The organism is Yersinia massiliensis CCUG 53443 (assembly GCF_000312485.1).
Taxonomy (GTDB): Bacteria; Pseudomonadota; Gammaproteobacteria; order Enterobacterales; family Enterobacteriaceae; genus Yersinia; species Yersinia massiliensis.
Window position 1 is genome coordinate 649593 of record NZ_HE997644.1, and the last position, 22542, is coordinate 672134.

The window sequence follows — 22542 nt, forward strand, 5'->3', positions numbered from 1 at the left end:
ATAAAGCAGGGAGATGTATGCCTGCGGGACGATTAAAATGGTAGTTGCAAAAGGGCTGTAAGGATTGCAGTGATAACCCCCACATAGGGAATGAAGACTAAGTTCAAAATATGGCATATTAGGAGGGTAAAAAGACGGGAAAAATAATATGAAAAATAATATGAAAAATAAATCTAATATCAGAATTCGCGAACTAACGGAAAAAAAGCAACGTGTGATGACTGAGACTATGAAGGCCGTTGCTATGCCCAACATCAGCGAATCATTGCGTTCTAGTCTGACATCGCATAGTGCAATAACCGAGGCTATGAAGGCTGTTGCTATGCCCAACATCAGCGAATCATTGCGTTCTAGTCTGACATCGCATAGTGCAATGACCGAGGCTATGAAAGCTGTTGCTATGCCCAACATCAGCGAATCATTGCGTTCTAGTCTGACATCGTATAGTGCGATAACCGAAGCCATGAAGGCTGTCGCTATGCCCAGTATCAGCGAATCTCTGAGTTCTGCTCTAACATCACATAGTGCGATAACCGAAGCTATGAAGGCTATTGCTATTCCGAGTATAAGTGAATCACTACGCGCTAATATGGCACAACACAGTGCGATAACTGAGGCCATGAAAGCGGTTGCTATGCCCAGTATCAACGAATCCCTTCGTTATGCACTTGAGTTACAACGAAATACGATTGCAGATGCAATGAGTGCTGTTGCTATACCAAGCATCAGTACCATGCTAAGTTCAGCATTAGAATCACAGAATGTGAATATAACTGATGTGTTAAAAATAAGGAAAAGTACATCATTTTTAGATGGTAACTTATTCAGCACTATCGTCGATTCTGGTCTTGGAAAAATGGCTAAAGCCATTGCTGACACATCAAATTCGTCAAACAACCATAGTTTGTTAAGTTGGAAACTTAACTCTACCATGGAAGAAATGGCTAGAAAAGTAGTAACTTTCTCAAGCTATAACCCACCAAACAAGACGCTTATAGATAATTCTTTCCTAACAGCCGCATTAGCTTGGAGTAATTCACCTGTTGGCAAGGAAATGGCGAGCATTATTAATATTCAGAATGTGGATGATTCTGTAATTGGTGATGCGTTAGAATTAAGCGAAGTTGTTACCTCCCATTCTTCGAGAATAAGTAATAAAAAAACTATCTTTGAACAATTCCATGCGCTCCCTCCATTTATTCAACAAATAATCACATGGATTCTTTGTGAAGTTTTATTAAGTATCGTAGCTGATGCTGGCAAGGAATATATCTTAATTGCAATTAATAAAACAGAAAGCTATGTGTCCTCTCTTTTAAATGAGCATCCTATCACCCAAAAAGAGATAATATCATCCAACCCAGATATTAACTGGAAAGAACTAAATAAGTTTCGACTAATCACCGCTGACAACGTAAATATAAGGACTAAACCATCGATGAGCGCCGATGTGATTGAGACTTTAAATAAAAATACAGCAATTGCAGTAATTGACTCTACGAATAGACAATGGTTGTATATTCAAGTCATATTTCATGGTGAAAAAATGTTCGGATGGGTGAATAGAAGTTATACCAAGAGGTTAGGTCTATAGCTCTGAAAGGAGTGCAGTAAGTAATGTTGACACTGTCAATAATGTAAATCATTACCTATACCACAACCCATCACGTTGATGCGCGACCAGATTGCCATACTGTACCAACAAATTTATCGAGATGGAAATAAGGAATCGTGTCATTTTCGAGCGTTTGGCCACAGTTCTACCATTGTGATAACCCTAAGATAGGTATCGTATTTTAAGGAGTTTTATCTTTAATTGACTACGTAAGGAAAGGGTTATGCACAACCAGCATGATGTGTTCATAGACGCTATACATACCAAAAAGAAACTAAGAATACGATTCTACTCTGAAGACGATGGGCGTTACATTGAAAGAGTATGTGCACCAATGGATCACGCTGCTGGAACTAGAATCAAAGATGGGATCCCACGATATTGGGTTTGGGATTTTGAGAGCGATAAAACTAATCATACCCTCCCTTTAAGGGAAGAACGTATCGAGTACATGATTGATACAGGCGATCATTTTGAACCTAGCTCCTTTGTTTCATGGCGTCCAGCATGGGTAATTGATAGGGATTGGGGCCAGTACAGCTGAGTTCTATTGGCTACATCAAGTTTATCTTGCAGCCGCTATTTAGCGGCTTTATACCCTAACTCTGTCGATGAACGTTTGAAAGGGATCTTTAGATGGGTGTTGAATTCCGCTTCATATATAAGAATTCCTTTCTTATATCAATAACCTATTCACTCCTTCCTTAAGCACAGAGTAAACTAGCTAACGATCTGTTTCACTTGCAAATCGGCAGCCAATAGCCAGCGCTAAGGGAGTGTTCATGTTCAGTCAGGTTGACATCGATAGTTTCGGTAGTTTTGCGGGCCTCAGTTGGAGAAAGAGCCTTAAGGATGCAGGTAACAACGTACAGAATTTCAAGAGGCTCAACATCCTCTACGGACGGAACTACTCTGGTAAAACTACACTCTCGCGGATTTTCCGCGCTTTGGAAACGGGGCGCATTCCACATAACTACGTGGATCCAAATTTCACTATTCGTGGTGACAAAGGTGATGTGACACAGGTAGGCCTTGCCGGTCATGGCTATGATGTTCGGGTCTACAATCGGGACTTTGTGAGCGATAACTTAAGCTTTTTGGTCAATCAAACCGACGGAGAGATCAAGACGTTTGCTATCGTTGGTGAAAAGAATAAAGAGATCGAAGATGCCATTATCGCAATCCAAACTAAGCTAGGCAGTGTTGAGTCGAAGGCAGGCCTCCGACATGAACTTGAAGCTAAAAAGAAAGAACGAGATCGAACGAAAGGCAATCATAAAACTGCGTCTGATGCTCTGGAAGGCAAACTTCGTTCTCATGCCAACAGTAAGATTAAGCAGAACCGTATCTACGGCCCTGCTGTTTACAATATAGACAGCATCAAAAGAGACATTGACTCAGTCAAAAAACCTAGCTTCATACCGCTGACAACCGAAGAACAAGCATCCAAGGTCAACCTATTGAAGCAAGAAGCCTTACCTGATATTGCTGATACCGTATCGATAAGCCTCAACATTGAGTCAATAAAAGAGGTGGCTGAAGAACTCCTTTCAAGATCGATCAAGCCAACTACGGCGATTCAGGAACTGTTGAATGAGGCGGCTCTTCAAACGTGGGTGAAGCAAGGCATACCTCTACATAAAGATAAGCGGGACACTTGCGCCTTCTGTCGTCAGAACCTTCCTCATGACATCTGGCAGGTATTAGACTCTCACTTCAGTAAGGAATCCTCGGATCTGGAGTCGTGTATCGATTCATGCCTGACTTCCATCGCCAGCGAAATCCAAGCCATTCCTAACTTCTTGACTTTGACTAGTGATAAGTTCTATGCAGAAGAAAAAATCTTATTTGAAGCCAGCAAGAGAGAACTTGCTGAATACCTGAAAAGCTACATGCAGGATATCAAAACTCTGAAGGCTGCATTGGATAAGAGAAAGAATACCATTTTTCAGCAGGTTGCCATACCTGTCTACATTCACGATTCAAATGCAATTCAGCGATGCGTAGGCGACATCAATAATCTGATCAGTAGAAACAACAGCCGTACAAGTTCACTAGAAAAAGATAAAAATACTGCTCGCGAATCTCTTCGACTTACCGATGTGGCTTCCTTTATCGGAGACATTACCTACGATACTGAGTTGACCCGTGTTGCCCGTCTCAAAACAGATGCTGACACTGCCAACACTGCATTTACCGAGGCAGAGGTCGAAATTATCAAACAAGAAGCCGAAGTGACCCGCTTACAGGGCCAACAGAAGGATGAACGCAAGGGCGCGAAGCGAGTAAATGACCTGCTCAGTCACTTCTTTGGTCACGATGGCATCAAACTTGAAGCCAAAGGCAATGTTGAGCAGACGTCGGTTAAGTTTGAAGTTACAAGAGATGGTGAATCAGCCTACAACTTGAGCGAAGGCGAATGCAGTCTGATTGCTTTCTGCTACTTCATAGCCAAGCTGGAAGAGCCAGACAGCAAAAGTAAGGATCTGATCATTTATATAGATGACCCAATTTCCAGCCTGGACGGGAATCACATCTTCTTCATGTTCAGCTTGATTGAAAGCCTGATTGCTAAACCCATCAAGAATGCAGATGGAACAAACAGCTATCGCTACAAACAGCTTTTTATATCCACCCACAACCTAGATTTCTTGAAGTATCTAAAGAAAATATCACTTCCGAATGAGAAGAATCACGGCGGATGCCAACATTTCATCGTGGAGAGAAACGGAGGGGCAAGTCAGATTTCCCTGATGCCTTCGTATCTGCGAGACTACATCACAGAATTCAACTACCTGTTTCATCAGATCTACAAGTGCCGTATTCAAGGTGGAGCGAATGAAACTCATGAACCATTTTATGGATTTGGTAACAACCTCCGTAAGTTCCTTGAGGCATTTTTATTCTTTAAGTTCCCCCACCAAGATGACAAGAACGATGCCTTTGAACGGATCAAGAAATTCTTTGGCGATGAGGATCCGACTGCGATAGCTCTTGTGAATAGACTTAACAACGAGTTTTCACATCTCGAATCGATCCCTGATCGTGGATTCAGACCTGTGGAGATTCCAGAAATTTCCAAGGTGGCTAACTACGTATTGGACAAGATTTATGCAGCCGATCCGCATCAATACAATGCGCTGTTGAAGAGCATAGGTGAACCACCAAGAGCACAATAGGAAAAGGGGCGTTAAGCGGTTTTGTTGCTGTGCGCGAAGCACTATTCAGATCTGGGAATGCGCCTCTCAAGTAATCTGGAGGAGCACTGACTGATGTATGAACATCAGGATTTTCAAAAATGTGTGGAACTAAAACGGGTACGCTCGCAATTATAGTAAACACTTAGACGATAAAAAATTATGCCAATTTTACTTTCAGACGTTGTAGAAAAAGGCTCTTGGTTTGGAGCAACCTGGACAATTGACAATGAAGATGAACTGGCTAACTTGATAGCTCGGGTTGCAATTGGACAGTCACGGATTGTAGAACGTGTTTTGGGCGAAATTGATACTCTACCTATTGGTTTTCCAAAAGGAGGTTTTAAGGGGGCCAGAGATTTACTTTCTGTTAAGCCAGGAAATGATACATATCATCGTGACGGATGGGTGTTTCAGGTCATCTCATGGATTGTCGCACATTTATCATATAAAGATGCAAAGATCCGCGCACCTCAAATGATAAAAGCAGACAAAGGTTTAGATGGTCTACTCATTGAGCTTAATGATAACAAACTTGCTCAAGTAGTAATATGTGAAGATAAAGCGACCGAAAATCCTCGTCAAAAGATTCAGTCCGCAGTTTGGCCAGAATTTGAGGATTTTGAAACTGGGGCAAGAGATAATGAACTCATAGCTTCTGTCACATCATTACTTGAGCGGTCGAATTTTCAGGATCCTGATAGCATAGTAGCCAGTATACTTTGGCAAGACAAACGTGCTTATAGGGTTGCAATTACAGTCGGCAAAACACACTCAACCGCAGCAGGGCGAAAACGTTTGTTTGAGCACTATGATGAAAAGGTCCAAGGCGATATTGTTAGGCGGCGTGCCGACACTTTGTACTTAGCAGACGTGAGGAGTTGGATTGCTTCAATTTCGGATAAAGCTATAGTCGCTATTGATGCGGCGGAGGCAGAAAGCAATGTATGATCCAATCACATCTTCACTCATTCAGTCTACTCCAGAACTCCCGGGATTAGAGCGCGATAAACTTCCTGAAAAACTATCTCGGTCATTCGCTGAAATCGTCTCAGCAAGGGTCTTACTAAGAGATAGTGCTGAGAAACCTAAAGAAATCCTCAAGATCCTAGACTTTGCTAGGCGGCTTGCTAGAACTAACGAAACCTTGGTTTCAATTGAACCAGAGCGGGAAGATAGAATCGCAGCCAGTTTCGTTGCTGCCACTGCATATCAACTAGTTCATCAGATAAATAACCTACATGAAAATGAGAAAATTAAGGCATTTATTGGCCCAGAAGGCATAAGCTCCGAAATATCAGCAATGTTGCTTTTCCTAATAGCAGACTCAACCGCCGATGCTTCAGAAGTTGCACAATCAATTCAGCTACCAAAAAACGAACCACTTCAGATTGAATTAATTGATCATTTAATTCTGCTAGCCAAGGGCCAAGTTGGAAATATAGTAAAACGTAAACGCCCATCACAAAAAAAAATGGTACTGGGTAGTGGCTTTGAGCGAGCAAATGCGGCTTTATATTATCGAATTTTACGCGGTGTGCGCGCGCTTGCATTTGCTTTACAAGGGCGCTCTATTTCTGGCTTTACTGATCCTATATCCGTTTTCTCTGAAGTAAAAACTTTAGCTTCGCCAGGAACTGAAGAAAACTTCGCCGATTTTCATCATGAATCACTTGTTGTTTTTCCGGGGCCATATCAACTAGCTAGCCTACTTGTAGCCACAGGTACTGCGCTGCTTGATGGAGCTGTCATAAGTCTTGCCCCCCCAACTGGAGTGGCCGAGGCACCGTGGCGTAATGCCATGAAGTCTGTGGCAGAAACGCGTCCTTACCTTTGGCGTAATCACAAAGATGCAGTGAACCAAGGTTATCTTAATAATGGAATATCTTCAGCGATCGCCTTCCCAACTGGAGCAGGAAAATCAACAACAGCTCAACTAAAAATTCATTCAACCTTACTATCCGGCCATAAAGCTGTCTTTTTAGCCCCAACTCATGCTCTCGTGGATCAAACTACTCGAGATTTACGTAAGGCATTTCCGAGCTCAAGTGTGCAAGGTGAACGTGCTGATGAATTTCTTTTTTTAGAAGGAAAAGAACATCTACCTGATATCATGGTCATGACACCAGAAGCTTGTTTACTCTTGACCCATATGGAACCTGACCAATTTAGCAATGTAGGTTTATTAATCTTTGATGAATGCCATTTGATGCATCCCAAAACTTATGGGGATCGCCGCGCTATTGATGCAATGCTTTGTATTGTTGGTTTTGTTCGAGTTGCTCCGAAAGCTGATATTGTACTCTTATCAGCAATGATGAAAAATTCCGAAGAAATAAGCAAATGGCTCGCTAATTTGACCCAACGAAAAGCACTTTCATTGGATAACGCATGGAAACCTACCCGTCAATTGCGCGGATGCATTGTTTATGATATTGAACGTTTGAGAACTCTTGAGAGCAAACTCAGGAAAGAAAGAATCAAGAAGCCCACAGGTGGCATACCTGCGGAAGTGAGCCGAAAATTAAGTGCGCACCCAGCAGCTTTCTTCAGTGTAAAACAAACTTGGGCATCAAAGGTTCGGCGAGATTATGCTTTGGTGCCATTTTCAAGAGAGGCATTATTGCTAGCAACGAATCCGAGATGGGGATTGACACCAAACTCCGGAGTTGTAGCATCCTCTATAGCGGCATCCGCTGTTAAAGCAGGACTTAGAACATTAATATTCTCCCAATCAATTCCAAATGCAGTATCAATTGCTGAAAAAGCAGCAAAAAAACTTGATGTCTGCGACGTTATTTTGACGGAGTCTGAGAAGCGACTTTACAATATAGCCGTCGATGAAATGGGCGGGGCAGAGCAACTCTACATAACTATAAAAAATGAGAAGTTATCCGTTCGAGCAACATGCCATCATGGACAACTATTGCCTGAAGAACGACACCTTGCTGAATCCTTATATAAAAGAGACGGAGCACTATCAATACTAGCTGCAACTCCAACACTTGGACAAGGGATGAATTTACCCGCAGATTTCGTAATAATTGCAGAGGACAGCCAATTCAACACTAACTCTGGTCGCAGGGATATTCTTAAGCCTGAAGAGCTTTTAAATGCTGCAGGCCGCGCAGGTCGTGCAGGAGAAAGCGCAACGGGTATTGTGCTTGTTATTCCGGGAAAGGTCGTAGGAGTTAATGATGCAGAAAATAAAATAGGCAATCGCTGGACCAGTCTACGTGACATCTTTGGTCAGTCCGATCAATGTCTTATCATTGACGATCCACTTACTGCGTTAATGGATCGTATACATTCTCAGACTGATGAAATTGGAGATCTAGAGAGATATGTTGTCGCTCGTTTAGCTGATACGAAACAGGACGATAGCGAACAACAAGAAGTTCGTCATGGACTTGCTCGCAGCTTTGCAGCCTTTCGTAAACAGCAGGCAGGCGAGGAAGAGTGGATCAGGAGCCGAACAACAGCAGCTCTTGAGATTATGAACAATAATGACAAAAATACTATTGAATCGCAGCCTTTGCGTGACTTAACTTCAATATTAGGTATCCCAGAAGATATTCTACTAGATCTCACCAATGCTCTCATTAAAATAGGATTCAATTCATTTAATAGTGTTATTGAATTGCTGAATTGGATGTTTAATTGGTTACAGAGAAATCCTACCTATATGCTCCGGCTATTGAAGATTGAAAATATTGAGTATCTTTTCGGAACTGATTTCAAAGAACTGAAAGATGATAAGCAACGAGCCAATTATGCTCTCCCGCGGATCCAAGCGGCATTAGTTAAATGGATGAATGGCGCTACTCTTAAGGATATCCAAACTGAGTTATCTTTGAAAAAACGTGACCTGAAGCATAGTACAAGTGCAAGAAAGTTTGTTATTCGCATAGTCCCTGATATAGCACATTTATTGAGTGCACCGCTTCAGATTCTCCTCAGGAGCATTGAAAATAGAGAGGCAGCAACGGCCGAAATTAATCCAGTGCTACTTTACTCAAATCGTTCCATCAGACAAGGTTTTGCAAGCGCCGAGATTACTGTTTATGCTGCTCAAAACAGTTCAGAGCGATGGTCCAGACGGGAGACACATAAAGCATTTTCAAAAATTGTTCCATATCTTAGTAAAGCCAATGTCAATGAAAACAAAGCAGATCTGGAAACTCGTATACAAAACGCCACTAGACGTATAACTTAAACTATATGACTCATGACCAGAACGACACGAGTTTTGAAAATCCCCGTGTCCTTGGTTCGATTATTCGCCCTGCAAGCAGGACTCACCCCTTCGGGGCCGTCGCAAGCGACGTTCAACACCGCTGCGCGGGTTTACAGTACCAGTAAATACTCCGGCAGCTTACGACGTTACGCCCCATTCGGTACGAGCAACAGGGTTACCCGCCTTAATTGATCTCAACGGTAATAAAGCCCAAAACTCCGCCACCAGAAACGAAACCCCTAGACATTTTGCGAGGGACTCGGCAGCATAATCGGTATTAATTCACATTGATTCTGAGAAATGCGATTTTATAATGAAAAATACACATATGCCGACAGTCCGAGTTTTAAACATCATTGAAATTATTTCATCCTCAGATGACGGAATTAACTTAACTCAACTTTCATTAAAAACAGGCATTAATAAAGGGACGATTCATCCCATATTGAAAACGTTAGTTGAGCACAACTATATTAACTTTGACAAGTCCAATAATCTCTATTATTTAGGTATTTCTTGCTCAACCTTATCACGTTCATTTTTTGAGAAGACATTCTGGATTAAAATGATCAATCAAGAGATGCAACGTATTGTAAACTCTTGCAATGAAGTTTGCCAAATGGGTATTCTTGACCGTGGTGAGGTATTATATATTGATAAAATACAATCAGATCAAGCGGTACAGTTAGTTTCCAATATTGGGACACGATTACCTGCCACGTTATCTGCGTTAGGTAAAGCAATGTTGTGTGATTTAACGGATGAACAGATAGAAGAATTATACCCAAATGGATTTATATCACTGACACCGAACAGCGTTAGTGATATTAAAAAGCTTAGAGAGCAGTTTAACCAAATAATCAAGAAAGGTTATGCTTTAGATAACCGTGAAATTAATGAAGAAACCATTTGTTATGCTGTCTCGTTAAGACAGCGTGGAAAAATCATCGCTGCAATCAGCGTTTCCATACCATACTTTCGTGCCAACGAAGAAAAGGTCAAACAAGTTATAGATATCCTTATCGATGCAAAGCAACGGATTCAAAATGCTCTCGATAATTTACAGGATATTAAATTAACTAGTAGCAATTCCTAATTCTCTCCCCAGAGCTACTGTGACGTAGCTCTAATCATTTAGAAAAAAAATCTACTTACTTTGACTCTTTTTTGAGCCTATGATTTACTCGCCTTGTTCATAAATAAAAACATTGTTCATATATACGAAAGAGGCGATTATGCAAAGTACTTACATCACACCCACCGTGACTATTTTTGATGAAAGGGGGCGATTAGATCAGGAACAAAACACACAGGTATATGAGTACATTAAAGATTATGTATCTGGCTTTGTCGTCATGGGGAGCACAGGTGAGTTCTTTTCATTAAGCTTTGAAGCATCCAAACAACTGATAAAACTCGCCGCAGACTTCCCAAAAGGCAGCATGAAAGTGTATGCCGGTGCGAGTCGAATGGATGTCAATGAGTCCATCGCATTGGCTAACTATGCCGATGAATGTGGGCTAGATGGCGTCATGATCATCAGTCCGTATTATTTTAAGTTAACTGACGAGAGTATCTATGATTATTATAGCCAAATAGCGAAAAACACTCAGGCCAAGATTTTCATCTATAACTTCCCAGAAAAAACGGGCTACAGCATCTCACCAGAAATATGTCTTAAATTAGCAACAAATTTCCCAAATATTATCGGCTTTAAAGATACCATCCCCGATACCACACATACTTGCGAGATCATTAATCGAGTTAAAAAAGAACTACCCTATTTTGAAGTCTATGCCGGATATGATAATAACTTCGCACACAATATTCTTTCTGGTGGAAATGGTTGTATCGGTGGTTTATCAAACATCGTCCCAGAATTCTTTAAATCATGGCGAGATGCCTTTACAGATAACAATCTCTTAAGTATCGCCCAACATCAACAAACTGTAGATAAACTGATGGCCATCTATAATATACATGACCCGTTTATCTCCACGCTTAAAAAAACGCTTCAACTACGTGGGGTGATCACTTCCGATTTCCTATACCCACCATTTACCCCAGTCAGCTCGGATAAAAAAGACATAATCATTTCCTTATTAGAAGCAGCAAACATTCAAATCAAAAAATAACAAATACAATATATACCCAATAGATTTCAAGATAACGGGTATACCCGTAATAGGAAAGGAGGGTTTAATGAAGATAACAACTTATAATAATGAAATACTCAATTCCGCAATCAGTAAATCATGGAAACGCCTCGTACCTTTAATGTTCATGCTTTACTTTATTGCATTTATTGACCGGGTTAATGTGGGCTTTGCTAAAAGCGCCATGCAGCTTGATATTTCACTGTCTGACTCCGCGTTTGCCTTCGGTGCCGGTATTTTCTTTGCCGCTTACGCATTGTTTGGTATTCCTGCCAACCTCATTTTAAACAAAATTGGCGCACAGAAGTGGCTCAGTATCACCACCGTCATATGGGGTGTATTGTCATCACTGACCGGCTTTGTGACGAATGAAACGCAATTTATTGTCCTACGCTTTTTGTTAGGTTTAGGTGAGGCGGGCTTCTATCCCGGCATCTTGCTACTCGCTTCCATTTACTTCCCGAATAAAGTTCGCGGCTCAGTGATTGGTATTTTTGTGCTCGGTGTGCCAATGGCTCTAACGTTAGGATCCCCTTTGTCAGGTGCATTACTGGAACTCAATGGCTGGTTGGGTCGCCCTGGTTGGTTCTGGATGTTCGTCATTGAAGGGCTACCCGCCATATTCTTAGGGATATTTGCCTTCTTCTATTTGGATGATAACCCAACTAAAGCACGCTTTCTGACGCAAGAAGAGAAAGAGGCACTGAATGCTCAGCTTGAAAGCGAACGCCAGAAAACCGAGACCAGTTCAGTGCGAACGGCACTGAAAAGTATCAAAGTTTGGCACCTTGCTCTTATCTACGGCACGATCCAAATTTCAGTGTATGGCTTGATGTTCTTCTTGCCCTCTCAAGTGGCAGCATTAATGGGGTCTACCCTCGGCTTCAAAGAATCTTTGGTCGCCGCAATCCCATGGGCATGCTCTGCCTTCGGCGTTTATTACATTCCACGTATTGCCGACCGCAATCCACAATATCGCGTGCCAATCTCAGTGATGTGCATGCTCGCTGCGGCTCTCGGATTGGTCGTATCCGCCTATGCTGGCCCAATATTCGCCATTGCAGCACTGTGTTTATCGGCAATTGGCTTCTTATCCGTTCAACCCATTTTCTGGACTTTCCCCTCTCAAATTTTGTCAGGCTCGGCTTTAGCGGCGGGTATCGGTTTCTGTACCACGATGGGCGCATTCTGCTCATTCCTAGCACCGATGATTCGTGTTGAAGTAGATCAATTGATGAATAGCACCACCGCAGGCTTAGTAGCCCTCGCGCTCATTACGGTTATCAGTGCGATTCTGATTGCCATGCTGAAAAACAATCATTCCACCGCAGCGAGTGACGCAAAATAATAATGAAATACCTGCAATTCCACTCATAAGAAGAAGGAAGCAGCACATGTCAAAAATTCTGAAGATAGATGAAAGTGATAACTTGATTGTGGCCCTGAAAAATCTGCAAAAAGGTGAGACGGTTGACTGGGGTGATGACCATTTCACGCTAGTGACAGATGTGAAAGCCAAGCATAAGTTTTCGATTGAAGACATCGCCATTGATGGCATTGTCTCGATGTACGGCACCCCAGTCGGCAAAGCAACGAAGCCGATTGCCAAAGGCGAGGCAGTGACGGTTGAAAATATCAAGCACTACGCCGCGCCAGTGCAACTCAACGATGAACAATATCACTGGCAAGAACCTGATATTTCTGACTATGTTGGCCGCACATTTAAAGGTTATCTGCGCGATGATGGCCGCGTCGGTACCGCGAATTATTGGCTGGTGTTCCCACTGGTCTTTTGTGAAAACCGCAATGTGACGAAATTGACCGATGCTTTGAATGATGCCCTTGGTTACTCAAACCATTCATTGACGCAATTTGCCATGAGTCTAGCCGGCGGGCATGCGCCGCACGTCAAAGAGAAATTGTTACCGCATATCGAGGGGGTTCGCAGCATTACAGTGAGCAGTGGTTGTGGCGGGGCAGCGTCAGACAGTATGACGATGTGTGAAGTCTTGGCTGCTTATGCTGACCACCCGAATGTCATTGGGATCACGGTATTTAGTTTGGGTTGCGAGAAAGCCCAAGTTATCGATTTCAAAGATGCCCTCAAAAAACGTAATCCGCAGTTCAATAAACCCACACTCTATTTCAAGCAACAAGAGTGGGAAAACGAAGAACAGATGATGCAATCAGCATTAAAAGAAACCTTTGTGTGCATGAATCAAGTTCAACCCACTCCACGTGTCGATGTCCCGTTATCACACCTCAAGCTCGGGGTTAAGTGTGGTGCATCCGATGGTTTTTCAGGGATTTCAGGTAACCCCGCAATGGGGTTGGTTTCTGATTGGGTCGTCACATTAGGCGGTGCATCAGGCTTGGCTGAGTTCCCTGAATTATGTGGGGCAGAAGGCGACATGGTTAAGCGCTGTCGCCATCCTGAAGATAAACGTAAATTCTTGAACCTGATGGCCGGTTACGAGAAAACGGCTAACTTTTTTAATACTTCGATAGCGGATAACCCCAGCCCAGGCAATATTGCTGATGGCTTGATAACCGATGCGATAAAATCGACCGGCGCGGCTAAAAAAGGCGGCCGAGCCCCGATTAGTGCCGTTTGCGATTATGCTGAACCCATGCCAGACACCGGCCTATCTCTTGTCTGTACACCGGGTAATGATGTCGTTGCCGTGACCGGTTTAGTCGCCGCTGGCTGCAATGTCGTTATCTTCTCAACGGGACTCGGGACACCGACCGGCAACCCTATTGTCCCTGTGCTTAAAATTTCCACCAATACTGAAATTGCCAATCGGCTGAAAGATATTATCGATTTTGATTGTGGGCCAGTGATTGACGGTTCACCACTATCAGAAGTTAGCCAAGCGCTGTTTGAGCGGGTTATTGAGACAGCAAGCCGCGATTACGTGGTGAAATCAGATAGATTGGAACAGTATGATTTCTTGCTGTGGAAACGGTCATTGGACTTATAACATTCATTTAATGCAGAATATTCATTTAATGCAGAACATTAATTTAATTCAGGACATTCGTTTAATCCAAGACATTCACTTAATTCATAACAGGGTTTTATTTTCAAAGTAAGAAAATATAAAGCGCAGCTATTTCATTGGATAGCTGCGCTTTTAGGTCTCGTATTCAATGTGTAAATTAGGCTATTACAGGTCATTAACGCCCGTACAGAATCACGGATACCGGCCACTTTGAATACTTGACCCATCATGGCGCGTTTACAAAAACGACTATGAATTCAGAGCCGATGATATCCGAATACTCATATTGACCGAACGCCGAGCCATAGTATTTGTAAGAAAAAGTACAACTCCCAGCGACTGGATTCGTCACCCGCACACGAGCCTCGCCGTTAGCGTCCGTTGTTAATCCTGATGGTTGTAAGGTGCAACTACCTCTTTTAGTCCAAGATAATTGTACCCCCGCCACAGGGAGTCCATTGCCATCAACGAGTCGATAAATCACCTCAGCGTAATCCTGACCATCGGCAAACACTTGCTCTTTGCTTATTGTTGCTTTATCCGTGAAGGCAGGAATCAGAACGGAGAATCTACTGGTGTAAGATTGCGCACCCGCAGTGAGAGGAATCCCAGTAACACTGCTGATCGTCATCGGCGCACTTGCTTCCAGGCCCAGTACCTTGCCCGACAAATTATTATTATTCTCAAACGGCACTGTTAATTGGATCGGTGCGAGAGGTGCCCCACCCTTTGTCCACGTCAGCATGCTGGCTTGGTCGTCAATTTGTGCACTCAGGCCGGAGTCACCATCTGCATCCTGTAATGTCAGACTCGTGGTTGTTGATAAAACAGTCAATTGGTTGGGGATCTGTCCCTGTCTCATCAGTCCCCTCCCCAATGCTGTTCCGTCCGGATATTGCACCTGCAGCTCTCCCGAAGCGGTAGGCGCCCGACCCTGTATCTGACCGGTATTATCACTCAGTACTGCCAGTGTCGGGCTTATCACCAGTCCCAATGACAGCGCCAGTACCGCTCCTTTCAGCCAACGGCCCTGTTGGATTTGTCTCTCTCTCATCACTCTGTGTCCTTCATCTGTCTTTCTTCTGCAGCCTGATTCTTAATGTTCGGTAACCGGATTTCTTTGAACAATCAACATGCCCTGCCTGAACATCCGACTCTACAGGTGCTTAGGCAGGCCCGGTCATGGCTGACCGTTACCCCCCAACAACACGGGTAGACAAACCTGCCCGTATTGTTGGGGTCTGTTCACTAAATTAGTTGTAATCCACCGCGAGGTTGAAGCCCTGTACACCATCGTCAGAGGTTGTCAGCAGCTTACCTGTCGTATTTGTCGGTACGGTGAAGTTGGCATCAGTGACGGTGGTATCAATACCCCCCGCCGGCGCAGTGACGTTATCAGTCGCACTGGTACCAACCAGACGCCAGTTGTAGGTAAAGTCCCCAGTATGATCATCAACTGGGGCAGTACCATCCGGCTGACCATCGCCATCTGCATCCAACCACAGTTTAAACACGTAGCTGTCGCCCACGTTCAGCGTGGTGGCTGTTCCAATCAAGTTGGTGGCAAAGCTAGTATCACTGGCTGCATAAATACCAGGAACCACACTGGTCAGGTTTGGCAGGACCGGTCCTGGTGGTGTGACACCGGTACCCCCGCCGCCCACGCTAGTATCCAGCACGGTTATCGTTTCCCCGCTGATGGGATCACCTGACGCGGAATATTCCACAATCTCTACCCCGATCACTTCACCCACAGCCGATACTGGGATCACCAAACTGGAACCACCGGCCCCCCCCACAGAAGTCGCCGAGTTATGAGTCACCCCAGTGCTGATGGTATTACGCGTCGTACCACCATCGGGTGTCGAGAACCACGTGATATGCGTTGACGATCCGGTGGCATCCAGATCACCATCCTGATCCTGGTAGATATAGGTCATTAAAATCGTCTCGCCGACCATCAGTTTTAGACCTCCTGAGTAGGCGAAATCTACCGCATGCTCGGCGCTGTTTGTTATCGCACTCAGAACTGGCGCACGCCCCTGGATAGTGCCGGTCGGGGCCGTTAATACCGCATAAGCACTGCCCATGGTGTAACCGGCTATCGCCAGCGCCAGCGCCAGTTTTTTCAATGTAAACGTCTTTGTTCTGTGCATCGTGTCTACTTCCTTGGTGAGTCATCTGTAAGGATGCCGGTATTCGGCACCTTGTCGGTTTGGTGGCCTGAAAATCGTGCGACCTTAGTTAAAATCTACTTTCAAGGTGAAGCCCTGATCGCCGGGGATGGCCCCAGAGCTGGAGGCGCTGTTGAGCGGTACCGTATAGGTGTCGCTAGTGGCCCCTGGGATAACGTGATTATTTAATGTTGTGACAGCACTGCTGCCATTGGCTGTCGTATTGCTGCCGTCTAACTGCCACTGAATGCTGCCTAGCGTTGCCGTCAAATTGGCTTCACCCGCATCCCACTCGCCATTACCATTACTGTCATCCCAAGCGCGGAACACATAGGTTGCCCCAACTTGCGGATGGGCTGAGGTGATACGGGCATAGTCCGTCGCACCACTGCCCGCGGTTGGATTATCAGAAGCTAAGAAGATACCGCCCGCGACATCAGTTCCCGGCGCTATCGGTCCCGGCGGTGTCAACGTGCCGCCACCATCGACGCTGGTATCGTCTACCGTAATGGTGCTGCCACTCAGGGGATCGCCTGTCGCAGAGTATTCCTGAATCACCACCTTTATCCTGCTGGCACCAATAGCGGCGGCAGGGATGGTCATGGCGCTGGTCCCCAACGAGCCCCCCGTTGCCGGTGTATTCACGATGCCGGTCGTAATCTGGGTTTCTGTCGTTCCATTGACGTAGTACCAACTCACGTGAGCAGTTGACGCATCCGCATCCCCGTCGGCATCGCTGTAGCTATACGTCAGCGTAATGATGTCCCCCGTGGTCATCGGGTCTGTCGAGCTGCTGCTCAGGTCAACAGCTTGGGGCGTATTGTTAGAGGGGGCTCTCAGTTCCGGCGCACTCCCCTGAACTGATGCGGTTGACGGAGTACTGGCTGCCCAGACCGAATTGATTGAACATCCCGCGATGGCCAGCGCCAGTGCGAGCTTTTTCGATGTAAAGTGCCTGTTCATTGCTATCCTTTTCTCTGTTTGTTGTGCTGCACTGTCTGGCACCGGGCCAGGATAAATGCTTGAGTGGCGACCCTGATGTGGCATGACTCATATCGAGGGACTTATGCATTACCAATTCACTTTCAAAGCAAACCCTTGGTCGCCGCAGGCCACACCACTGTTACTGTTGGCGTTGATTCGTGGTGTAAACTGATACCCTGTGACCCCCGTGTTATGGTTGTTCAACGTGATGGCGCAGCCTGCTGTGTTGGCTCCGTCCAACGCCCAATACACATCGGCTGCCGGAATGCTGGCTGTGATATCCGTATTGGTTGCGTCAAACAGCTTCACGGTGTAGGTCACCCCAACCCTCGGGCTGTCGCCACTGGTCAAGATATCCAAGCCGTGTGGATCGTGGATTTCTGCGCGTGTTACCTGTGTTGCACTGTGGGTAAAGGTGATGGTCTGGGCTGTCGTCACCCCATACGCCCCCAGATCCGCTTGCACCATGAAAGTACCCGGTTGGGTACTGATCAGTTCAGCTTCAAAGTGATCGATCTCACTGCGGACTGCGGTTTGTGTCCGTGCCATCTGAAGACAAGGCTGCGGTAGATTGAGGGCATCCACTGGACAGGAGGCATCCGAGTTAACCCAAGGAACCGAATTCCCGTTGGTGTCGGTTATCAGCCACACGGGTTGAAGTTGCGGGTCATTGATGGGGTGTCCCTGATGGTTTGCTAGATGAGCGGCCAGCATAATGGCATCGGCAGGCAGACCGGAGGCGGGGACGCTGTCAGCACTTTCCAGCACCAACCGCCCCTGCCGTTGTTGCCCGACCAGAATATCAACTGGATTCGAGGTGGCCTGACGGCCCTTCTCATCCATGACGGTGAGAGAGAGTTGATAACGGTTTGCTGCCGTTGGCGTTGGATCCCATGCGGGCAGCGTAATTTGCCAGCCCTGCGGATTATCAGCACCGGCAGTGGCTAGCAGAGACAAAGGAACCGTGTCTCCATGCCAGGTCACCCCAGTAATCCGATACTTATTGTTGACCAGCGGTTGCATCAGGTGGACATCACCCTCGAGTAGGGTGGCCGGAACAGCCGCCAGATCCAGCATCAACAGGCCCGATTTTTCCTTGTACTCCAAGACAATATCGTAGTTACGATCAACTCGATCATAGCGGCTACCCAGCAGCGTCCGCATGGCGGCCACATTGTCTGGGTCAAGTTGTTTGCTCAGCGGAGTGCCAATCTGGTAGTTCATCTGTAGGTCAATCTGAGCTTCGCTCTTTCCCTGCTGACCCTCTTTGTGACTGACCTTCAGTGTGGTCAGCGGGAACGGGGTATAATCCAGCCCCAATGTGACCGCACGCGGATCTTTTTGCAGGTTCTCTTTGCCGAACAGCGCCACTTCATCACCGTAGTACTGCTCGTACACGACTGAAGCGCCCAGATGCGGATAGGCAGGCAGATAGCCTTGTAGCCGGATATCAAATCCCTTCGCCGGACGTTCCAGATAGTCGTCAAAATCTTTGGAATCTTTCCAGCCGGTGAGCGGATGATAATAGTTGGTGCCCAGTCTGAGAGACTGGCTCCACAACTCCGCACCAAGACCCAGACGGCTATGGCTGCGGCTGAAGTCTTGATCAAGGAAGACGTTATAACCATAAAGCCAGTCGCCCTGATCCCAGCGCAGACCCGCACCGAAATTACCAATGGTCCGGTTATCTTGGTCATGAACACCGATTTGAGAGAAAGCCACCATGGCATCGTTCTCATACCAAGGCGTGAACAAGGAGAAGGTACTTTTGCTAAAATCGCCTCGATCATCCACCGCAATGCTAATCTGCGCCTGGCCAAATTTCCCTAGCAGGTCCTGAGCCTGCTGTTGCAAGGGTGCAATCAACTGATTTTTTGCCCATCCCCCCGCTTGGTTCTTAGCCTGATCACCGGTCATACTATTCCAATCCTGTCCCCCCACGCTCTTAAGAGCACCGGCCACTTTCATGGCCTCCGTATCCGCCAGTGACACCGGTTCATTTCCCATCCCCAGTTCAGGTAGATCACTGGCTAGAATGTTAGATGTCACCACGGGAAACACAGGGGAATCGGTAGGAAGCAACAGGCTCTCCCCGACTTCCAGCGTGTCACGCCGATCAAGGCTACCCTGGTTGAGACGGCGCAGTTCAGATAACTGCAAACCACTTTGTAGGGCGAGTTGGTAGAGGCTTGTACGACTTTCCACGGTGTAAATGCGGGTTGCTGTCGCGTCAGCATGACCGACAGTCGGGAGGAATCCCAAGGCAAAAAGGCCGCCTCCTGCAAGTAATGAGGCAATAACAGAAAGACGGAAAGGTTTTATCATTGACTCAATTCCTTTGATTAATCGAGCGAGCACGACCTCTCAAGCCACATAAGAAGGGCAATACCCACCTAAAGCCACGGAGACCCATTAATAATTTTTTTACATGACGTCAAACTGGAGGAAATACCCACCACCTTCTATTTCTAATAGAGGTGCAATTAATTGGCGTGTGTTATTTTCTTAATACCAACCGAGCGTTTAATACCAACCGAGGGAAAACCTCAATAATAATTAAACAGGCTTTCTAAAAATGAGGCGTGTTCATCCCTGACAATAAATACATTGCCATCACATTAGTTTTATTTCTTTGACTTAACATTAACGATAAAAAGGCTAACCGGCCAATAATGGACAGTGAATTCTAAAATAACGCCCTGACGTTATCATATTATTTTCTCAAAGAAGATAATATTTATAGCCCCGACACACCCCTCCCTTAAATCGTATCCAATTAATCCCTCAGGCCCAGCCTCCTTTATCAAAACCAAAAACAATAGCGATTAAATCAACAGGATCCGCTTATTGGCATATAACAAAAATCAAACTATGCAGAAGATACATTACGATTAATTATCCTGTCAAATAGTAAATTATCGGATCTAAACACCTAAAAAATACAAATAAAAAGAATATAAAACCACAATCATTGACATCAACAGATATATGGGTCGCAGCAATTATCATTATTGGTATTATGTATAAGAATATCTTTGTAAAACCAGCAGATATACCCTCAGGAAATTGAACAAAAAATGACGAGTTTAATTTCTAAGTTTGGATTTCAATCACACACAGATAGGACAAAAGCCATAAAACACAACAAAATAAAAACAATAAAAGAACAAAAAAATATAAGCATAGAGGCGAAAGAATCAGAGGGTAAATAATAATCGAGCGGATCTTGATAGATATAATGAATCCTAAACTCAGGGCGACTGGGAAGGGTATAAAGATGCTCTGCTGCTATATCTTCCCATAAACATCTCTTTATTATCTTTCTTAGCAAAGAACGAAACTCCTCGCTAGGAGCGATTAAGCTACATGCTGACATCAATAGATGAGCTTTAGGCTTCAGCTTACTCGAGAAACATCCGATTCTGCCCATAGCATGTCATTGGTTAAACAAGACCGCCATAGCCACAAAATGAGCCACTGAAAAACCAGGGGTGTTTTGCCAAAAGAGCGCCATAACGTATGCCCTGCCGCAATGCAATGACGCCCACAAGTAGCCAATAGCGTAAACAAAACGCTACACAATCAGACGACCAGCACAACAACATTCGAAATGACCTGACGTTTCGCTATACACAATTTGAGATAGCGCCCTATATTTATGTTATTACCTTGAATTAAGCCGATTATAATCATCAAGCTATAGAACTATTTTTGCTAATGTGAGATTTTTATGAGGGTAATTCGAAAAATAGGCTAATGCCTGATTTATTTTAAACGTCTTGTATCAAACTGGTGCGAACTGATGAATAAATATGATGATATTAAGCAGTTTAAAGATAAAATTGACATGCAAGGCATTAACTATAAAGAAATATCTGAAGGTGAATCCAACAACGGCGGATCTGCGTGGGCGCTAATCAAGCAGATGTCTTCGCAAGAGAACAATTCACTGTTGGAGAATGGTCGGACGACGCAGCCGACACCTCAACCTGTTTCTGCCTCTGAGTTTGCCGAACCTAATTCACTCAAGATGATGAGTGAAACGCAGCCAGCTAAAATCGATGTTTTACAACATCCCAAAACAACAACACGGCCTGCGATAATGCAATCGCTATTTCCTGCGCCACCTACTGCGCAAGTCACGGCATCCAGATCGATTACCGAACAACCAACAGCCACTCAACCTGTTGCTAAAGTCGAACCTGCTCCACCTATTTCATCCTCCCCATTTGATAAGTTTGGTTCAGGTCATAAGACTGAGTTTAAACATATTTTTTCACCCAAAGAGCCTCAAACGCGTCAGGCTGATTTTGCCGAGTCCTCACGGGATATTCCTTTACAATCTCTGCTAGAGAGCATCGCCTTATGTCGTTAGTTTGTATTTGTTCACCGAAAGGTGGAGTGGGTAAAACAACTTTTGCAGCCAATTTGGCGCATTCACTGGCACGTAGTGGTAGCAAGGTTTTAGTCATTGATTTCGATGTGCAAAACGCCCTGCGTTTACACTTCGGCGTGCCGCTATCAGACGAGCGTGGCTATGTCTCTGAATCAGATCATGCCTCTGATTGGAGCCAATTCATTCTTAAAGCAGGCACGAATACCTTTGTCCTACCTTATGGTGATGTCGACGAAGATAAGCGGCTGGCTTTTGAACACGAACTTGTTGTTGACCCCCACTTTTTACAACGCGGATTGCACTCAGTGCTGAATTATCCCGGATTAGTGGTGATTGCTGATTTCCCCCCAGGGCCAAGTCCAGCACTCAAAGCCATGCAAGGGCTTGCCGATATGCATTTGGTGGTCATGCTGGCGGATACTGCCTCCTTATCATTATTGCCGCAAGTCGAGAAAGGTAAGCTCATCGGTGCCCCGTTTGAAAATAAAGAAGGCACTTATTTCGTGGTGAATCAAACGGATAATCGTCGCCAAATTAACCATGATGTTTCGCAATTCTTTGAACAACGCTTAGGCGATAAATTGCTCGGGATGATTCATCGGGATGAGTGCGTCCCAGAAGCCAACGCATCGCAGCGCTCTATTATTGATTTCAGTCCCGTATCAGCCGCCGCCTTTGATATTGAGCTCATCAGTAAAAAGGTTGCCGCCATTTTGGGAATAAAAATCGGTGGGGGTGAAGTTTACTCAACGCCTAAACATGACATATATAATTAGTG

The 22542-nt window shown here is 45.0% G+C and carries 15 protein-coding genes; 11 read left to right on the top strand and 4 right to left on the bottom strand.

Going from position 1 to position 22542, the window contains the following annotated elements; all coding sequences use genetic code 11:
* Positions 1-148 precede the first annotated feature (148 nt).
* From BN68_RS22930 to BN68_RS11955, 9 genes are all read left to right on the top strand, one after another.
* Positions 149-1594: an SH3 domain-containing protein gene (locus BN68_RS22930; protein ID WP_019211385.1), complete on the top strand. Its 1446-nt coding sequence runs from the start codon at positions 149-151 to the stop codon at positions 1592-1594.
* A 244-nt stretch (positions 1595-1838) separates the two neighbouring features.
* Complete coding sequence (locus tag BN68_RS11920) at positions 1839-2159, top strand: hypothetical protein (RefSeq protein ID WP_019211386.1); 321 nt, start codon at positions 1839-1841, stop codon at positions 2157-2159.
* 238 nt (positions 2160-2397) lie between these two features.
* Entirely contained in the window at positions 2398-4794 is a 2397-nt protein-coding gene (locus tag BN68_RS11925; protein ID WP_019211387.1) for an AAA family ATPase, read from the top strand.
* A 180-nt stretch (positions 4795-4974) separates the two neighbouring features.
* On the top strand, positions 4975-5763 hold the full coding sequence (locus tag BN68_RS11930) for a hypothetical protein (RefSeq protein ID WP_019211388.1): 789 nt from the start codon (positions 4975-4977) through the stop codon (positions 5761-5763).
* On the top strand, positions 5756-9028 hold the full coding sequence (locus BN68_RS11935; protein WP_019211389.1) for a DEAD/DEAH box helicase: 3273 nt from the start codon (positions 5756-5758) through the stop codon (positions 9026-9028). Before BN68_RS11930 ends, BN68_RS11935 begins: the two co-directional genes overlap by 8 nt.
* A 334-nt stretch (positions 9029-9362) precedes the next feature.
* Entirely contained in the window at positions 9363-10145 is a 783-nt protein-coding gene (locus BN68_RS11940; RefSeq protein WP_019211390.1) for an IclR family transcriptional regulator, read from the top strand.
* A gap of 139 nt (positions 10146-10284) precedes the next feature.
* Positions 10285-11184, top strand: a complete 900-nt coding sequence (locus tag BN68_RS11945) for a dihydrodipicolinate synthase family protein (RefSeq protein WP_019211391.1) — start codon at positions 10285-10287, stop codon at positions 11182-11184.
* Between the two features lie 67 nt (positions 11185-11251).
* The gene (locus tag BN68_RS11950) at positions 11252-12553 is read left to right on the top strand and encodes an MFS transporter (protein ID WP_019211392.1); all 1302 of its coding nucleotides are present in this window, start codon (positions 11252-11254) and stop codon (positions 12551-12553) included.
* A gap of 46 nt (positions 12554-12599) precedes the next feature.
* Positions 12600-14189 (top strand): UxaA family hydrolase, encoded by a 1590-nt coding sequence (locus BN68_RS11955; RefSeq protein WP_019211393.1) that lies wholly within the window; start codon positions 12600-12602, stop codon positions 14187-14189.
* Positions 14190-14436: 247 nt separating this feature from the next.
* Here the strand turns inward: BN68_RS11955 and BN68_RS22935 are convergent, their stop codons facing one another.
* The 4 genes from BN68_RS22935 to BN68_RS11975 all read right to left on the bottom strand — a co-directional run bounded on the left by BN68_RS22935 (position 14437) and on the right by BN68_RS11975 (position 19693).
* Positions 14437-15264, bottom strand: a complete 828-nt coding sequence (locus BN68_RS22935) for an Ig-like domain-containing protein (protein WP_019211394.1) — start codon at positions 15262-15264, stop codon at positions 14437-14439.
* 199 nt (positions 15265-15463) lie between these two features.
* Positions 15464-16366 carry a SinI family autotransporter-associated protein gene (locus BN68_RS11965; protein ID WP_019211395.1) on the bottom strand — a complete coding sequence of 301 codons (903 nt, stop codon included), beginning with the start codon at positions 16364-16366 and terminating at the stop codon, positions 15464-15466.
* Between the two features lie 84 nt (positions 16367-16450).
* Complete coding sequence (locus BN68_RS11970; protein WP_391592561.1) at positions 16451-17353, bottom strand: SinI family autotransporter-associated protein; 903 nt, start codon at positions 17351-17353, stop codon at positions 16451-16453.
* Positions 17354-17455: 102 nt separating this feature from the next.
* Entirely contained in the window at positions 17456-19693 is a 2238-nt protein-coding gene (locus BN68_RS11975) for an inverse autotransporter beta domain-containing protein (protein ID WP_019211397.1), read from the bottom strand.
* Positions 19694-21170: 1477 nt separating this feature from the next.
* Between BN68_RS11975 and BN68_RS11980 the strand changes: the two genes are divergently transcribed.
* Together BN68_RS11980 and bcsQ are read left to right on the top strand one after the other, a co-directional pair.
* Complete coding sequence (locus BN68_RS11980) at positions 21171-21743, top strand: cellulose biosynthesis protein BcsO (protein WP_019211399.1); 573 nt, start codon at positions 21171-21173, stop codon at positions 21741-21743.
* Positions 21734-22540 (top strand): cellulose biosynthesis protein BcsQ, encoded by an 807-nt coding sequence (gene bcsQ / locus BN68_RS11985; protein ID WP_019211400.1) that lies wholly within the window; start codon positions 21734-21736, stop codon positions 22538-22540. Before BN68_RS11980 ends, bcsQ begins: the two co-directional genes overlap by 10 nt.
* Positions 22541-22542 lie beyond the last annotated feature (2 nt).

What these genes read in the sequence shown, in the direction of transcription:
- BN68_RS22930 (WP_019211385.1), top strand. Translation starts at nt 149, where the DNA reads ATGAAAAATAATATGAAAAATAAATCTAATATCAGAATTCGCGAACTA.
- BN68_RS11920 (WP_019211386.1), top strand. Translation starts at nt 1,839, where the DNA reads ATGCACAACCAGCATGATGTGTTCATAGACGCTATACATACCAAAAAG.
- BN68_RS11925 (WP_019211387.1), top strand. Translation starts at nt 2,398, where the DNA reads ATGTTCAGTCAGGTTGACATCGATAGTTTCGGTAGTTTTGCGGGCCTC.
- BN68_RS11930 (WP_019211388.1), top strand. Translation starts at nt 4,975, where the DNA reads ATGCCAATTTTACTTTCAGACGTTGTAGAAAAAGGCTCTTGGTTTGGA.
- BN68_RS11935 (WP_019211389.1), top strand. Translation starts at nt 5,756, where the DNA reads ATGTATGATCCAATCACATCTTCACTCATTCAGTCTACTCCAGAACTC.
- BN68_RS11940 (WP_019211390.1), top strand. Translation starts at nt 9,363, where the DNA reads ATGAAAAATACACATATGCCGACAGTCCGAGTTTTAAACATCATTGAA.
- BN68_RS11945 (WP_019211391.1), top strand. Translation starts at nt 10,285, where the DNA reads ATGCAAAGTACTTACATCACACCCACCGTGACTATTTTTGATGAAAGG.
- BN68_RS11950 (WP_019211392.1), top strand. Translation starts at nt 11,252, where the DNA reads ATGAAGATAACAACTTATAATAATGAAATACTCAATTCCGCAATCAGT.
- BN68_RS11955 (WP_019211393.1), top strand. Translation starts at nt 12,600, where the DNA reads ATGTCAAAAATTCTGAAGATAGATGAAAGTGATAACTTGATTGTGGCC.
- BN68_RS22935 (WP_019211394.1), bottom strand. Translation starts at nt 15,264, where the DNA reads ATGAGAGAGAGACAAATCCAACAGGGCCGTTGGCTGAAAGGAGCGGTA.
- BN68_RS11965 (WP_019211395.1), bottom strand. Translation starts at nt 16,366, where the DNA reads ATGCACAGAACAAAGACGTTTACATTGAAAAAACTGGCGCTGGCGCTG.
- BN68_RS11975 (WP_019211397.1), bottom strand. Translation starts at nt 19,693, where the DNA reads ATGATAAAACCTTTCCGTCTTTCTGTTATTGCCTCATTACTTGCAGGA.
- BN68_RS11980 (WP_019211399.1), top strand. Translation starts at nt 21,171, where the DNA reads ATGAATAAATATGATGATATTAAGCAGTTTAAAGATAAAATTGACATG.
- bcsQ (WP_019211400.1), top strand. Translation starts at nt 21,734, where the DNA reads ATGTCGTTAGTTTGTATTTGTTCACCGAAAGGTGGAGTGGGTAAAACA.